General features: G+C 68.5%; 16 protein-coding genes. 3 read left to right on the plus strand and 13 right to left on the minus strand.

Annotated features, from left to right (window positions below; translation table 11 throughout):
• Nucleotides 1–6: 6 nt before the first annotated feature.
• On the plus strand, nucleotides 7–828 hold the full coding sequence (locus FHT26_RS22620; protein ID WP_168562356.1) for a bestrophin-like domain: 822 nt from the start codon (nucleotides 7–9) through the stop codon (nucleotides 826–828).
• Nucleotides 829–953: 125 nt separating this feature from the next.
• Here the strand turns inward: FHT26_RS22620 and FHT26_RS30540 are convergent, their stop codons facing one another.
• On the minus strand, nucleotides 954–1,403 hold the full coding sequence (locus FHT26_RS30540; RefSeq protein WP_210427541.1) for a hypothetical protein: 450 nt from the start codon (nucleotides 1,401–1,403) through the stop codon (nucleotides 954–956).
• A 32-nt stretch (nucleotides 1,404–1,435) separates the two neighbouring features.
• On the opposite strand from FHT26_RS30540, the gene FHT26_RS22625 reads away from it, so the two are divergent.
• Nucleotides 1,436–2,524 carry a pectate lyase family protein gene (locus FHT26_RS22625; protein ID WP_210427542.1) on the plus strand — a complete coding sequence of 363 codons (1,089 nt, stop codon included), beginning with the start codon at nucleotides 1,436–1,438 and terminating at the stop codon, nucleotides 2,522–2,524.
• A 49-nt stretch (nucleotides 2,525–2,573) separates the two neighbouring features.
• On the opposite strand, the gene FHT26_RS22630 is transcribed toward FHT26_RS22625, so the two are convergent.
• The 7 genes from FHT26_RS22630 to FHT26_RS22660 form a co-directional block, all read right to left on the minus strand.
• Nucleotides 2,574–3,308 (minus strand): hypothetical protein, encoded by a 735-nt coding sequence (locus FHT26_RS22630; protein ID WP_168562357.1) that lies wholly within the window; start codon nucleotides 3,306–3,308, stop codon nucleotides 2,574–2,576.
• A gap of 344 nt (nucleotides 3,309–3,652) precedes the next feature.
• Nucleotides 3,653–4,108 (minus strand): hypothetical protein, encoded by a 456-nt coding sequence (locus FHT26_RS22635; protein WP_168562358.1) that lies wholly within the window; start codon nucleotides 4,106–4,108, stop codon nucleotides 3,653–3,655.
• Nucleotides 4,109–4,175: 67 nt separating this feature from the next.
• On the minus strand, nucleotides 4,176–4,340 hold the full coding sequence (locus FHT26_RS22640; RefSeq protein WP_168562359.1) for a hypothetical protein: 165 nt from the start codon (nucleotides 4,338–4,340) through the stop codon (nucleotides 4,176–4,178).
• A gap of 9 nt (nucleotides 4,341–4,349) precedes the next feature.
• Complete coding sequence (locus FHT26_RS30630; RefSeq protein WP_168562360.1) at nucleotides 4,350–4,517, minus strand: polymorphic toxin type 17 domain-containing protein; 168 nt, start codon at nucleotides 4,515–4,517, stop codon at nucleotides 4,350–4,352.
• A gap of 69 nt (nucleotides 4,518–4,586) precedes the next feature.
• Entirely contained in the window at nucleotides 4,587–4,841 is a 255-nt protein-coding gene (locus FHT26_RS30635) for a DUF7684 family protein (protein ID WP_490362807.1), read from the minus strand.
• Nucleotides 4,842–4,921: 80 nt separating this feature from the next.
• Nucleotides 4,922–5,212, minus strand: coding sequence for a hypothetical protein (locus tag FHT26_RS22655; protein WP_168562361.1), 291 nt, complete (start codon nucleotides 5,210–5,212; stop codon nucleotides 4,922–4,924).
• A 91-nt stretch (nucleotides 5,213–5,303) separates the two neighbouring features.
• Nucleotides 5,304–5,702 (minus strand): hypothetical protein, encoded by a 399-nt coding sequence (locus FHT26_RS22660; RefSeq protein WP_168562362.1) that lies wholly within the window; start codon nucleotides 5,700–5,702, stop codon nucleotides 5,304–5,306.
• Between the two features lie 471 nt (nucleotides 5,703–6,173).
• Between FHT26_RS22660 and FHT26_RS22665 the strand changes: the two genes are divergently transcribed.
• On the plus strand, nucleotides 6,174–8,468 hold the full coding sequence (locus FHT26_RS22665; protein ID WP_168562363.1) for a carbohydrate-binding protein: 2,295 nt from the start codon (nucleotides 6,174–6,176) through the stop codon (nucleotides 8,466–8,468).
• Here FHT26_RS22665 and FHT26_RS22670 read toward each other — a convergent pair.
• Genes FHT26_RS22670 through FHT26_RS22690 form a run of 5 tightly spaced genes read right to left on the minus strand, consistent with a single transcriptional unit; the run spans nucleotide 8,422 to nucleotide 14,046 of the window.
• Nucleotides 8,422–9,603, minus strand: coding sequence for an MFS transporter (locus tag FHT26_RS22670; RefSeq protein ID WP_168562364.1), 1,182 nt, complete (start codon nucleotides 9,601–9,603; stop codon nucleotides 8,422–8,424). The genes FHT26_RS22665 and FHT26_RS22670 overlap by 47 nt on opposite strands.
• A 28-nt stretch (nucleotides 9,604–9,631) precedes the next feature.
• Nucleotides 9,632–10,279 (minus strand): hypothetical protein, encoded by a 648-nt coding sequence (locus FHT26_RS22675; RefSeq protein ID WP_168562365.1) that lies wholly within the window; start codon nucleotides 10,277–10,279, stop codon nucleotides 9,632–9,634.
• Between the two features lie 4 nt (nucleotides 10,280–10,283).
• A complete protein-coding gene (locus FHT26_RS22680; RefSeq protein ID WP_168562366.1) occupies nucleotides 10,284–11,768 on the minus strand; it encodes an aspartate aminotransferase family protein in 1,485 nt (494 codons plus the stop codon).
• Nucleotides 11,765–12,460 carry a class II aldolase/adducin family protein gene (locus FHT26_RS22685; RefSeq protein WP_168562367.1) on the minus strand — a complete coding sequence of 232 codons (696 nt, stop codon included), beginning with the start codon at nucleotides 12,458–12,460 and terminating at the stop codon, nucleotides 11,765–11,767. The genes FHT26_RS22680 and FHT26_RS22685 overlap by 4 nt, the downstream gene beginning before the upstream one ends.
• Nucleotides 12,457–14,046: a xylulokinase gene (locus FHT26_RS22690; RefSeq protein WP_168562368.1), complete on the minus strand. Its 1,590-nt coding sequence runs from the start codon at nucleotides 14,044–14,046 to the stop codon at nucleotides 12,457–12,459. Before FHT26_RS22690 ends, FHT26_RS22685 begins: the two co-directional genes overlap by 4 nt.
• Nucleotides 14,047–14,055: the final 9 nt, after the last annotated feature.

A 14,055-nucleotide genomic window follows, 5' to 3' on the forward strand; every position in this document is an offset into this window, starting at 1 on the left:
GCCGGCATGCCTCTCGCCTTCTACGACCTTCCGAACTGGCTCTTCGGCCTGTTGATCAGCGGCGGCTGGGTGCTGGTCGGGCTCGGCGGCTACCTGGTCTTCCAGCGCGTCTGCCGCGTCACGTTCGCGGAAGGAGACCGCAACCTCGCGATCGCGCTGCTCGGCGTGATCGCCACCATCAACTCGCTGCTGCTGGCGTTCTCGGCGATCTCGGTCTGGGAGTCGTTCGGCTCGGCCGAGAAGGCGGTGCGCAACGAGGCGGTCATCATGACGGCGCTGGGCCGCGACCTGATGGTGTTCGACACCGTGCAGTCGCGCCATGCACGGGACCTGCTTCAGAAGTACGGCACGGCGGTGGTCGACCAGGAGTGGTCGGCGATGCGCCGGGGCGAACTGCCCGAACAGGCGCGGGACTTGCTCGACGACATGTTCCGCGCGGTCGGGCGCATCGATCCGCTCGGCGCGCGCGAAGCGGCGTTGATGCCGGAGATCTGGGCCCGCACCAACGAGCTGGTCAAGGCCCGCCGGGAACGCACGCAGGCGAGCGAAGCGCAGGTGCCGGGCACGCTGTGGAGCGTGGTCGTGCTGGCCACGATGCTCACGCTCGTGACCACCTACGTGCTGCCGCGCTCGGCCTTCAATCTGGTTGCGGTGGGCCTGCTCTCGGGCGTGTTCGGGCTGGTGTTCTTCTTCATCGCCGCGATGGACCGGCCGTTCGCCGGCGCCGAAAGCATCGGCCCGGAGCCGATCCAGCGGACCGTGCAGACGATGGCGCGGTGGTCCGCGCAGGCGGCCGAGCCATCGGCCGCGAAGACCGCGGCGCGCTGAGGCCGGCGCCCGCGCAGCTTCTGTCACTTTGGTGCAATTCGCGGCACCCGCGCCGCCGGATCGATGTCGCCCCATGTGCTGCGGCTTGCATCTTGTTGCACCGCGTCTCGTGGCGCCAACGGCAGTCATGGTGCGCACAGTTTCTTCAATGTTCCGTCAAGTCTTCCGTCATCGCGCCTCCCAGAATCGCGCCGGACTTCAAGAGCAACGCGACGGGACCTGGACGATGAGCACGCAACGACACCCCCTCTCACGAACCGGCGCAGCGAGCGCCCTGCTGTGCACGATGCTGCTGTCGGCCTGCGGTGGCAGCAGCGACTCGGCCAGCACTGGGGCACCGGCCCCCAGTTCAGCGGCTCCTGCACCTGCACCTGCACCTGCACCTGCACCTGCACCTGCACCTGCACCTGCGCCTGCGCCTGCGCCTGCGCCTGCGCCTGCGCCTGCGCCTGCGCCTGCGCCTGCGCCTGCGCCTGCGCCTGCGCCTGCGCCTGCGCCTGCACCCGCACCCGCACCCGCACCCGCGCCTGCGCCTGCGCCTGCGCCCGCGCCTGCGCCCGCTCCGGCACCGGCACCCACGCCGGCTGCCGACGACAACACCCGGGACGTGGCACCGGCCACTGGCTGGGCAAGCGAAGCGGGTGGCACCAGCGGCGGCTCGGCGGCTGTGTCCACGGCGGTCTACAAGGTGACGACGGCCACCGAGCTGCTGGCCGCGTTGAAGGCCGGCGGCAGCGCGCCGACGATCGTCAAGGTGATCGGCACCATCGACATGGCTGCGGCCGACAACGGCGGCGCCTTCAAGAGCACCAGCGACCAGAAGGCCCGCGCCCGGCTCTCGCTGAAGGCCAATACCACGCTGATCGGCACCGGCAGCAATGCCGGCCTCGTCAACGCGTACATCCAGGTCAGCGGGGTCCAGAACGTCATCATCCGCAACCTGCACATCGTGAACCCCTGCGACGTCGGCCCCGTCTGGGACCCGAACGACGGCGACGCCGGCAACTGGAATTCGGAATACGACGGCATCACGGTCGATGGCTCGAACCATGTCTGGATCGACCACAACACCTTCACCGACGCACCGCAGACCGATGACCTGTCACCGGTCGAGAACGGCAAGATCAAGCAGTGCCACGACGGCGCCCTCGACGTGAAGAACGGCTCCGACTACGTGACGGTGTCGAACAACATCTTCGACCAGCACGACAAGAACAACCTGATCGGCTCGTCGGACAGCGCGACCAGCGACGACACCCACCTGACCGTCACCTTCCACGGCAACCTGTTCAGCCAGGTGACCGAGCGCGCCCCGCGCGTGCGCTTCGGCAGCGTGCACGTCTACAACAACTACTACGAAGGCAGCAAGTCGCACCCGGTGTACGCCCACCAGTACAGCATCGGCGTGGCCTACAAGGCGAAGATCATTTCCGAGAACAACGCCTTCGACATCCAGGGCGCGAGCGGTTGCGGCAGCGTGCTGAAGAACCCCGGCTCGTCGAGCAAGACCGGCGCGATCAAGGAAAGCGGTTCGCTGCTGAACGGGGCTGCGCTCGACCTGTCCGCCTGCAGCTTCAGCAACGCGGTCGGCTGGACCGTGCCCTACGCCTACGGCAAGGCCTTGCTGCCGGCCGCGAGCGTGAAGGCGGCCGTCAAGGCGTCGGCGGGGTCGGGCAAGCTGGTTGCGGCGCCGTAGCTCGAGACGGTCAGGTCTTCGGGGCGGACCGGCGTCGCGCGGACCGGATTCAGGGCTGCGTGGCGAGCAACGCTTCGACCGCCTTCGGCACGTGCTCGTCGATGAGTTCCTTCAGCGCATCGATCTTGCCTTTCGACGTCAGCGCATCCCAGGCGTCCGGCGACTGTGCGACACCCACCGACGCCGCCGATTGATTCACCTTGATGCGGGCTTCGCTCACCACCTGCAGCGACGCGAGGTCGATCAACGAGACCTTCGCGAAGACGTACGGCGCAAAGAACCCGCGGCCGGTTTCTCCGGTGGTGAACCGGATCATCTCGACGGCGCGGTCGATGTAGAAACCCAGGCCCTGCAGTTGGCCGCTGCCCAGGCTCTCGTGCTCGCCTGCCTGCAGCTGTGCGGTCGAGAGCAGCTTGGTGATCAGCACCAGGTGCGTGGCGCCGTCCTTGCGCATCGCCGCCACGACGGCCGGCGAGAACTTCAGCCGGCCGCCTTCGACGAAGCGGTCCTGCTGTTCGAACATCGCTGGCGACGACAGATCGTACAAAGTCACACGCGCGCCGGCGTCGAGGCGCTTCAGCGCCGCTTCGACCTGCGTCATGGCTTCGGCATCGAACACGCCACCGCCCACCGGCAGCGCCTGCGTGCGATTGCGCTCGATCGTCGTGCCGGTGCTCGCCTCGTGCGTCACCACCGAGAGCTTGTCGCCGATCAGCGAGACCACCGCATACCCGGGGCGCGGTACGTCGGCCGCCCAGGTGACGGCGCTTGCTGCCAGCAGCAATGCGCCGATCCATCCACGAAACACAAAACCACTCGTCTTCACTCTCATCAAAGGACTCCTTCTATTGATTCCATTTGCGGCCACGCAAGGGCCTCAATTCAAGCTGTCGGCATACGTCGCGACGGCGGCAAAGCTCTCATTGGAATTGTCTGAACCTGCATCCAGGTAGCGAGTGCGCTGACGGTAGGGATACCGTCCGTCTATCAGCGTGTCGCTCGCAAGCATTGCCTACGGCAGCAATGCCAATAGCTGCACTGCCTGCATGCCGAATTCTCTTATTTGATCCTCCAGCATTCGAAACAGCGACTCATCGGGAAGGTGGTGGCTCGCACTGTTTGCCCCAACTAATCGGAACTTGATCCGACAAGAACTGTTGCCATCTCATTTCCGAAGAAGGCGTATGCGAAGTCCCAAAAGACTGGATATGCTGGATGCCCTGCAGCAAACCAAAAGCGCTTGATAGTCTTCGCTTGGCTAGTCAACTGCGAGATATCACCTTCCAACTCCGTTAGCAACTCGGAAAGCTCCTTTGACCCAAGCACCGGTTCGGCCGGGCCGGCTCCCGGGTCACCAGCGTACCGTAGGAGTCCATCCATTTCGGCGATGAGATTCGCGGCGGTGATCTCCTCGGCGCCGCCAATCTCCGCATCTGCGCGCATGGCCTCACGAATGCAGGCTTCAAGATCGTCGGCGCCACTTGCCGTCGATAGCTGATAGAGCCGAAGGAAGACGGTGTAGTTGGTTGCATCACGGTTGAGCAACCCGGCAATTCGGTCCAGCAAACCTTGAGTGAGTGTCATGGATTTCTCGGCGTATTGGTGGGGAAGCCGGTGACTATGCGGCCGCCTCGGTTGTCCGGCTCGACGATCAGAAACGGCCGGCAATCGCCTCAAGCCACATCGCCCCGAGTCGGGCTGCCACACCCTTTGCCTCGTCACATCCTTGGCCGACGATGTGATGCTGGACGCGGTCCGCGTCGCCGTCAATGAGTGGAACGACCACCGCGCGAAGCTCAAGTCGAAGCTTCTCCATGCATGGCTTTCAGTGTGTGATTTTTCCTGTCCAGGAGACATTGGCATGCCCACCGGTTCCGTCGTTCAACTGCACATCCCACTCGAAAGTTTCTCCCGCAGTGCGCGATGGACCCTTCACCCACTCGCGACCCAAAGTGTCGGCAATTGCAGCCAGAAGACCGCGTGAGCTATGCAAGCCTACAGCAGCGAGGCTTTGGAGTGCGGACCATCGCGCGGACGCTCGACCTCAAGACCTGCCGTGCAATCACCTCTTGCTTGGCACTACAGCGCGAACAGCCTTCAGAAGCTCATCCACACCAGCGACCGCGTCATCATAGCCAACGCAACAGCACAGCCTGCTTTCGCCGGGCACTGCAGCGTTCGCCATGAACCAAGCAACGTCATCAGCTGGCTCCCCTTTGTGGGACGCCGTGACAGCGGCCAAGGAATCGCCACCTCGATCTTCGAGCACTTCATCCAACGCGTCGTGTAGCTCCTCAGCTGCCGCGCCCCAAGTCATGAAGTAGCGGCATCCGGCAGGAACCAGGCGATCAACTAGCGCCGAGAGATCGAGCGACGGACCGAATGGTGGGGTTCGCCTTACGCCTTTTTTTCTTCCCGAGTCAGCTCTCGCTCGTTCGAGTTCTCATCATCAGGCGGCGGCGAAGCACCACCCGCTGCAGTGTTTGCCCCACCCGCATCCGCCTCCAGACTCGAAGGCGCCGAACTCTCCCCCGCCGCGTTGATTTCCTGAACGATGGCGATCAACACGCCGCTGACAAGGATAGCCGCGCCCGCTGCATCATTGCCTGGATTGCCTGCCCCTGCTGCTGCCACCATCGCACCGAGCCGGGCAGCCCGCACCGTCGCTGCGCCGACGTCGCTGCTCAACGGGGCTGCGCTCGATGTGTCCGCCTGAAGCTTCAGCAACGCGATCGGCTGGGCCGTGCCCTACACCTTATGTCAAGGCCGCCGGTGCTGATCACCGCTGTCCGTCGCAGCGGAACGCAATCACTCGACGCGGATGACTCTCTCTGCAAAGGCGCATCCCGATTGCAAGCGCGTCGGGATCATTGCCGGCACTCAAGACGACTGGATCGCCGTGGCCTGCCGTCACGACGTCGTGGGAGAACGCGGCCACCACAACCTCATGCCGGATGCTGTTGACGCCTGCCTCCGGCATGGGAGTGACGCTGCTGAAGAGATTGCCGACATTGGATCCGCCATGGCCGAGAGCGAGCCAGTCCCTGTCTGCGGAGACGGCAAACCAATCCTGCTCTCGGAGGACTCGAACGTCTGTTGCGCCAAGCGCCAGTGAATCGACGACCAACAGCTGCGCGAGCTTCACACCCAGATGAATATCGCCGGCCGGCAGGTACATGCCTGGGTTGAGCCGTATGTATTCAAGGACAGGCACGGAGAGGATTCGAATTGAGTCAGTCATGGCTTGATCTGCCCTTCTCGCCGAAGCGCCTCAAAAGCCGGAAACGCAGTAGCGGAACAAAGAACTCATTACCCGGCAGCCGACCTCCTGTTCCCTGCGGGATCGGTCGAACAATTGCTCCCAAGCCCAACAAATCGACAACAAACCGCACTGCTTTTGAACGCAGGCTGGTCAGTCGACCGCCCTCACTGCTGGCGCGGGTCGGTGAACCCGCAAGAAGGCGCGGATCGTAGGGAGAGTTCGTGGGAGCGTCAACATCTGCTTACGCGTCGCCCGCAAAGAGACGGCCCTTGCCGGCACCGACCGATGCACAATCGATTCACTGGTACTTAATTGGTTATGTTCGTGCCAGAGCTGTCAAAGCGCGGCCCCTGCGGGGTCACGACCAACATTTCAGGGCGAACTCCAATGGTCCATTCCCACCTCACGCAGGGCGTCACCGCACGCCGCACCCTTGCCGCATTGACGCTGGCCGTGGCGGCCGTCGCGGCGCATGCCGCCTATCCCGCCTGGAAGGCCGACACCTTCTACCCGGCCGGCACCATCGTGTCGTACGCCGGGCACGACTACAAGGCCTGGGTCGCGCAGACCGACTACACCGGCACCGGCTGGAACCCGACGACGGCGAGCCTGTGGCAGGACCTCGGACCGAGCAGCGGCACGCCGCCCGCGCCGGCACCCGCACCGGCGCCGACCCCTGTGCCCGCGCCGGCACCAGCCCCTGCACCCACACCCTCACCGGCGCCCTCACCCGCTCCCGCGCCAGCCCCATCGCCGTCGCCGGCACCAGCTCCTGCCCCGGCTCCCGCGCCTGCACCAGCACCGGCCCCCGTCGGCGCACCCGCCAAGCCCACGCTGCAGATCCAGAACTACGACCACGCCGGCAACTTCCCGATTGTCTGGAACAAGTGGTGGGGCATCAGCGGCACCGCGTGGGAGCTGTATGAAGACGGCGTCAAGGTGCAGTCCGGCACGCTGGCCGACGTCGGCAACGCCGCGCAGACCGCGACGATCCAGATCACCGGCAAGAAGCTCGGCCTCTACACCTACCAGCTGAAGCTGATCAACGCCGCCGGCGCCACGCTCAGCGATGCATCGTCGACCACCGTCGGCAACGCGTCGCTGATCGGCATCAAGCAGTGGGACATCGGCGGCCAGTCGCTGCAGAGCACGCTCGCGACCGGCTCGGTCACGCTCGACCTCAGCGTCGCCGGTGTCGCCTACCCGACGTTCACCGTCGCGTCCAACAACCCGAAGGTCGCGACCGTCTCGGTCAGCGGCAGCAAGCTCACCGTCACCGCGCTCGGCGCCGGCCGCGCCGGCATCCGCATCCTCGACAACAACGGCAACGGCCGCTGGGTCGGCGTGCGCGTGAAGAAGCCCGACGGCAGCCTGCCGGGCCTGCCGTCGCACGTGTCGATCGGCTCCGTCTCGGACGACAGCGGCAGCGCGCTCGCGAACTGGCAGAACTTCGGCACCGGCGACCTCAACACCCGCGCCGACCTGCGCTACATCTACCTGAACGGCGGCGCCTCGGTGCCCGGCAACACCAGTTGGTGCACCTGGACCACGGTGCCGTGCTTCCGCGCCACCAGCTTCATCCGCGAGTCGAAGAAGCTCGGCATGGTGCCGGTCTTCGTGTTCTACAACATCGCCGACGGCGGCGAGAGCTACCCGACCGACCTGGCCCACATCCAGGACGCGACCTACATGGCCGCCTACTTCAAGGACTGGGTCAGGACCATCGACATCGCGAACACCGAGGCCGGCGACGACCCGGTGGGCTACGTGATCGAGCCGGACTTCATCGGCTACATGATGCAGAACTCCGGCCTGCAGCCTTCGCAGATCACCGCGCGCGTCGACCAGGCCTACGCCGCCGGCGTGCTGACCGCGAGCGACCCGCAGTTCCCGAACACGCTCGAGGGCCTGGTCAAGGCGGTCAACTACATCGTGCAGAAGCGCAGCCGCAACGCGTGGTACGGCTGGCAGATCAACATCTGGAGCGATGCGCAGAGCGGTGCCTCGACCAACGGCCTGATGCACATCACCGACACCGCCGAGAAGGGCTGGAGCGCCGGCCGGCCGTACATCGCCGCCAGCGCGCAACGCGTCGCGAACTACTACAACGCCGCCGGCATCACCAGCTACGGCGCGAGCTTCATCTCGTTCGACAAGTACGGCTACGACGGCGGCGCGGCCGGCAACGCGAAGTGGCAGTTCAACGCCGACCACTGGAGCAACTACCTGTACTACGTGCAGACGCTGAATGCCGCGCTGAAGAAGCCGGTGGTGCTGTGGCAGCTGCCGGCCGGCCATGTGAACGGCTCGGTGGGCAACAACCCGGCCACCGGGGCACCGTTCGCGACGCTGACCAACGCCAGCAGCCGGCACTACGAGGACACCGCGCCGACGTATTTCTTCGGCGACACCTTCACCGCGACACCGAGCGTCTTCGCCGCGAGCTACTACCAGACCAACGCCGCCGGCGACCCGAAGGTGACGTCCAACGGCGCGCAGATCACCTGGGGCAGCCACCTGCAGGAGGCGAAGAATGCCGGCGTGGTGTCGCTGATGTTCGGCGCCGGCGTCGGCGATTCGACCGACAACATCGGCCTCGGCAACCTGCCGCTGACCGATGACCGCTGGTGGCTCGTCAAGGCGAACCGGTACCTGCAGGGCGCGCCCGTGCCGCTGCCCTGAAGGCGACGAGGGCCAGCAACAGCGCCGCGGCCGCCACCGCGAACGCGGCGCTGAGCCAGGGCACGGCGCCGGCATCGTCGCCTTCGACGATGAACGACGCCATCAGCGGCCCGAACGCGCTGCCCAACAGCTGCGCGGCCGGCACCAGCCCGGCCAGCCGGCCGCTGGGGTCGACCCCGAAGGCCAGGCCGATGTGGAACGGCAGCATGAACATCCACACGAAGCCGAACAGCGCGCAGCCGATCGCGAAATCGAACGAGCGCCCGGCCGGCAGCGCGTGCAGCACGAGCATCACCCCGACCAGCACCGCCGAGCAGGCGACCAGCGTCGCCCGCGCCGGCAAGCGTCCGACCGCGAACGCGGCGATGCTGCCGCCGATGACCTGCATCACCAGCACGCCGGCGATCAGCGTCTGCGCAGCCTTGGCATCGAAGCCCGCGGCTTTGCCCAGCGGCTCCAGGTAGGCCCAGAACGCGCCCAGCGTGGCCAGTTGCAGGAAGGCCACCGCCAGCGGTAGCCCCGTCGGCAGCGACCAGCGGAAGCCCGACACCGCCGGTGCCGCCAGCGGCGCGAGCCGCGCCGGCTGCCGGAAGGCCAGCATGCAGGGCAGCAGCGTCAACCCCGCGAGCACCGCGAAGCCGCCCTGCCACCCCGCGCGCGGAATCACCGCGTGGGCCAGCACCGCGCCGAGCGCCGCCTGCGCGATCGTCTGCACGACGAAGAAGATGCCGCCGAGGCGCGCCGGGTTGGCGTGGCGCACGATGACGCCGGTGGTGCCCCAGACCAGCACGCCCTCGGCCAGGCCGGCGGCGGCGCGCACCGCCGTCATCGCCGCATCGCCCGAGGCGCGCATCGTCAGCAGGTCGAGGCACGCCGCCAGCAGCGCGGCGACCAGCGTGATGCGGCGCAGCTGCGCGCCCGGCAGCAGCGCATCGCCGAGCGCGACCCCGAGGCCGAGCGCGACGATCTCGGCCATCGCGACGATGCCGACGCCCTCCAGGCTCACCTGTTTCGCATCGACCAGCTCACCGAGCAGGATCGGCTGCACGCCGATCATCAGCACGGCGATCGTGCCCACCGCCAGCGCCGCGGCGACCGGGAGGGTGGGCATCGGCGGGGCGTCGTTCGCGGTCATCCGTGGCTCTCCTGTCGGGGTGTCCGGCTCAGTATCCCTTGCTCTCTTCGGGCAACAGGCCTTGCGCGAAGCGGGCTTCGGCCCGCGCTGCATCCTTGCGCATCCGGCCGTTGGCGATCCACCGCACCCACCACGGCAACGCGTGCACGCGGCCGCCGGCGGCCACCGCCAACACATGCGCCTTGACGCATTTCTCGAACAGCTCGGCGTTCAGCGCCAGCCGGGTCGCGGTCGTGCCCAGGCACAGCGGCCGGCGCTGCAGCAGCAGCACGTTGCCGCCGGATCGCAGCGACCGGGTCAACGCTTCGGGCGGATGGGTCGACGCCGCCGGGGCCATCGGACCGAGGTGGCGGGCCTGTTCGTCGAACAGCTGCGGCATCGTGCCGCCGAAGTCGGCGAGCGCGATGCCGAACGACCCGCCACCCCAACCGATGGCCCCCACGTCAGGGCGTGCGCGGTAGACCGCGGCATGGGCGCCCTCTTCCCCTCCTGCGTTGTCTTGCTGCTGCAGCGACACCCGCCGCGGCGCCGCCTCGTGCGCGCCGCCGAACCACATCGCCGCGGCACCGGGCACGCGCAGCGACAGGCTCGCGCCGGTGCCGCCGAGCAGGTGCTTCAGTTGCAGCCGCTCGCGCAGTTGCAGCCATTGCGTGCGCAGGATCTCGTCGATGTCCATCGCGTCAGACGAGCTTGAAGACGTCTTCGAAGCGGTTCAGCGCATCGTCGATCACCTCGTCGGTGTCGGCCAGGCTGGTGTACAGGCGGCTGCCGGCCAGCGTGATCAGGCCGTGCGCGGTGTAGGCCGCGCCCATCTCTTCCATCATGTGCTTGCGCGCCTTGGCCTCGTCCTTCGCGCGGTACAGCTTGTAGAGGCTGCTGGTGTCCATCAGCAGCACGCCCGAGGTCTGCAGGTGCACGATCGAGCCGATGTTGTAGACGACGTATGGCAGGCCGCGCGCCGCGATCAGGCCCTCGAGCCCGCGCCGCAGCCGGTCGCCGGCCCGCCCCGCCACGCCTGCCGCATCGACGCGCTCGGCCTCCTGCAACGCATGGAAGCCGGCGACGCACGACAGCGGATTCGCCGACAGCGTGCCGCCGACGAAGGCGCGCCGCGCGGTGGTGCCGATGCCGCCGACCAGCAGCATCATCACGTCGCGCCGGCCGCCGATCGCGCCGGCCATCGGGTAGCCGCCGGCCAGGCACTTTCCGAGCACCGTCAGGTCGGGCTTCACGCCGAAGTAGCCTTGCGCGCCGCCCATGCCGAGGCGGAACCCGGTGACCACCTCGTCGAAGATCATCAGCGCGCCGAACTCGTCGCACAGCGCGCGCACCTGGCGGTTGTAGTCGGGGTGCACCGGGCGGGTGCCGCTCTCCGGGCCGAGCGGCTCCAGCAGCACGGCCGCGGTGCCGCCTCGCAAACGGTTGAGCTGCAGCCGGCGCCGCAGCGCGTCGAGGTCGTTCGGATGGCACTCCTGCGTGTGCGCCGTCGCGCCGCGCGGGATGCCGACGGCTTCCATGCGGCCGGTGCCGGGCAGCCGCATGCCGTAGACCAGCTGGTCGCTCCAGCCGTGGTACGCGCCGCCGATCTTGATGACCTGTTTGCGCCGCGTCCAGGCCCGCGCGAGACGCACCGCGCCCATCACCGCCTCGGTGCCGGAGCCGAGCAGCCGCAGCATCTCGATGCCCGGCATCGCGCGGCACACCAGCTCGGCGAGCTTCACCTCGTACTCGTGCAGCAGCCCGGTGACCGGACCGCACTCGTCGAGCACGCGGTCGACGGCCTCGCGCACCACCGGGTGGTTCGAGCCGAGCAACGTCGGTCCGCCGGCCTGCAGGAAATCGATGTAGCGGTTGCCGTCGACATCGGTCAGGTGCGCACCCTGCGCCTTCGCCGCCGCGATCGGGAACGGATGGTTGAAGGCCAGGTTGTGCTGCACGCCGCCGGGGATCACCGCCTGCGCCCGCTCGGCCAGGCGGCGCGAACCGGCGCAGCGCTCGTCGAAGTGGCGCAGCACGCCTGCCATCGCATCGCGGCGGATCGGGCGCATTGGCTGCTTCACGAGTTCGTCGAAGCGGCGGTAGAGCGAATCGACGTCGGGCCAGGCCGAGATGGCGCTGGCGGGGGCCGATGCGGCGGCGGAGTGGATCGGTGCGAGGTCGCTCATGGCGTGGGTCTGTCCGGGGTTGCAGGATTCGTGCTCGCGAGATGGATGGCATCGGCCAGCACGGCGTCGAGCCGCGCGAAGACCTCGCGCCGCGCCGGTTCGCGGGCCGCGCGCGCCGCGATGCGCTGCCGCAGGTGCATGCAGGCCAGCGTCTCCAGGTCTTCGACGGCCTGCACCGCCGCGGCGGCATTCGGGCCGCAGCACAGCACGCCGTGGTTCAGCATCAGCCAGGCGTGGGTGTCGTCGCGCAAGCGGCGCGCGAGCCGCGCCGCGAGCCAGGCGGTGCCCGACGGCGCGTAGCCGACGACCGGCACGCGGCGGCCGAGCGAATGCCGCCACGGACCGTCCGGCACCTCGAGCGGCTGCCCGAGCAGCGCACAGGCGCTGGCGATCGGCTGGTGCGTGTGGATGCTGCAGTGCACGCCTGGTCGCGCGCGCAGCACGCGCGCATGCAGCCCGGTCTCGACCGACGGCGGTTTCGTGCCTTCGAGCATCGCGAGATCGGCCAGTCGCAGCACGCACACATCGGCGGCCGTCATCGTCAGGTAGTCGGTGGCCGATGGCGTCACCGCGATGCGTCCGGCATCGATGCGCAGCGCGATGTTGCCGCCGGTGCCGGCCAGGTGGCCGCGCCGCGACAGCGCGACGCACAGGTCGACGACGAGCTGCCGCTCGGCCACGGTGCCGCTCATGCGGCGGCTCCCTGCGGCGCGTTCAGCCGGTGGTACAGCGGCGCGAGGCGCTTGTGCACCTCCTTGAAGGTCTCGAACTTGTCGCCGTACAGCCGGCGCAGCGCGCTCGCCGGCTCGTAGGTGCGGCGCGTGCGGCGCAGCGCCGCCAGGTCGCTGAACTCCAGCGCGCCGATGCCGACCCACGCGATGCTCGCGGCGCCGATCGCATTGGCCTGGATCGCACCGTCGAGCTGGCGGATCGGCTGGCCGGTGACGTCGGCGATGATCTGGCACCACACGTCCGATTGCGCGCCGCCGCCGACCGCGGTGACGGTGCCCACGTCCCGCCCCAGCAGCCGCGCGAACGGCTCCAGCATCCAGCGGGTGTTCAGCGCGACGCCTTCGAGGAAGGCCCGGAAGATGTCCTCGCGCGAATGCTCCAGCGACAGGTTCAGCAGCCCGGCGCGCAGCCGCGGGTCGTCGACCGGCGTGCGCTCGCCGTGCAGCCACGGCGTGTACAGCAGCCCGCGGGCGCCCGGCGGCACGCGCGCGGCGATGCGGTTCAGCAGCTCGTAGACGGCGGGGTGTTCATCGTCGCTCGCCAGCTCGTCCGGGTGGTACAGGATGCGGTCGCGCAGGAACGACAGGTTCGCGCCGGCGGTCGACTGCAGCGCCATCGCGAGGTAGCGGCCGTCGACCGCGCACGGCACCGCGGCGATCTTGTGGCGCACGTCGGTCTTCATCGCCGGCACGTGCGCGCCCAGCCACGACGAGGTGCCGAGGTACAGGTGGGTCTGGTAGTCGCCGACCGCCGCGCCGACCGCCACCGCCGAGGTGTCGATCGCGCCGCCGACCACCACCGTGGCCGGGTCCAGCCCGAGCGCCAGCGCGACGCCGGGCAGCAACGGGCCCAGCACCTCGGTCGAGCGGACGATCTCGGGCAGCTTGTCGGCGTCGACGCCCAGCAGGCGCAGCAGGCCGGCGTCGTAGCGCACCCGGTGCGAGTCGCGGTTGTCGGTGACCCAGCTGGTCAGCGCCGAGTCCTGCGTCGCGCAGAAGCGGCCGGTCAGGCGCAGGTTCAGGTAGTCGGGCACGTTCAGGAACTTGTGCGTGCGCGCGCAGCGCTCGGGATCGTGCGCCTGCAGCCACGCGATGTGCCCGGCCGAATCGCGGCCCGACAGCGACGGCGCGCCGCCGCTCAGCCGCAGCCAGCGCCACAGCTTCAGCGGGCCGTAGCCTTCGATGTTGAGCCCGCGGCCGCGCGCCCGGCGCGCGATGGCATCGGCGCCGCGCGCATCGAGCCAGGTCATCGCGCGGCCGATCGGCTGGCCGGCGCTGTCGACGCACACCGTGCCCTCGGTCTGCGCCGAGCAGCACACCGCGGCCACGCGGCGGCGCAGGCGCTCGTCGGCCAGCAGCTCGCCGGCCGCGCCGATGAAGGCCGTCCACCAGTCGTGCGGATCCTGCTCGGCCGCGGCGCCCTGCACATGCAGCGGCACCGCGCGGAAGGCCCAGGCCTGCACCGTGCCGTCGATCGCCACCAGCGCGCATTTGCAGCCGGAGGTGCCGAGGTCGACCGCGAGCACCAGCCGTTCGTCGGAAGTCATCTCGGGCTC

The sequence above is a fragment of the Rhizobacter sp. SG703 genome (assembly GCF_012275445.1).
Classification (GTDB): Bacteria; Pseudomonadota; Gammaproteobacteria; order Burkholderiales; family Burkholderiaceae_C; genus Rhizobacter.

What these genes read in the sequence shown, in the direction of transcription:
- FHT26_RS22620 (WP_168562356.1), top strand. Translation starts at nt 7, where the DNA reads ATGCCTCTCGCCTTCTACGACCTTCCGAACTGGCTCTTCGGCCTGTTG.
- FHT26_RS22635 (WP_168562358.1), bottom strand. Translation starts at nt 4,108, where the DNA reads ATGACACTCACTCAAGGTTTGCTGGACCGAATTGCCGGGTTGCTCAAC.
- FHT26_RS22640 (WP_168562359.1), bottom strand. Translation starts at nt 4,340, where the DNA reads ATGGAGAAGCTTCGACTTGAGCTTCGCGCGGTGGTCGTTCCACTCATT.
- FHT26_RS30635 (WP_490362807.1), bottom strand. Translation starts at nt 4,841, where the DNA reads ATGACTTGGGGCGCGGCAGCTGAGGAGCTACACGACGCGTTGGATGAA.
- FHT26_RS22660 (WP_168562362.1), bottom strand. Translation starts at nt 5,702, where the DNA reads ATGTACCTGCCGGCCGGCGATATTCATCTGGGTGTGAAGCTCGCGCAG.
- FHT26_RS22665 (WP_168562363.1), top strand. Translation starts at nt 6,174, where the DNA reads ATGGTCCATTCCCACCTCACGCAGGGCGTCACCGCACGCCGCACCCTT.
- FHT26_RS22670 (WP_168562364.1), bottom strand. Translation starts at nt 9,603, where the DNA reads ATGACCGCGAACGACGCCCCGCCGATGCCCACCCTCCCGGTCGCCGCG.
- FHT26_RS22675 (WP_168562365.1), bottom strand. Translation starts at nt 10,279, where the DNA reads ATGGACATCGACGAGATCCTGCGCACGCAATGGCTGCAACTGCGCGAG.
- FHT26_RS22680 (WP_168562366.1), bottom strand. Translation starts at nt 11,768, where the DNA reads ATGAGCGACCTCGCACCGATCCACTCCGCCGCCGCATCGGCCCCCGCC.
- FHT26_RS22685 (WP_168562367.1), bottom strand. Translation starts at nt 12,460, where the DNA reads ATGAGCGGCACCGTGGCCGAGCGGCAGCTCGTCGTCGACCTGTGCGTC.
- FHT26_RS22690 (WP_168562368.1), bottom strand. Translation starts at nt 14,046, where the DNA reads ATGACTTCCGACGAACGGCTGGTGCTCGCGGTCGACCTCGGCACCTCC.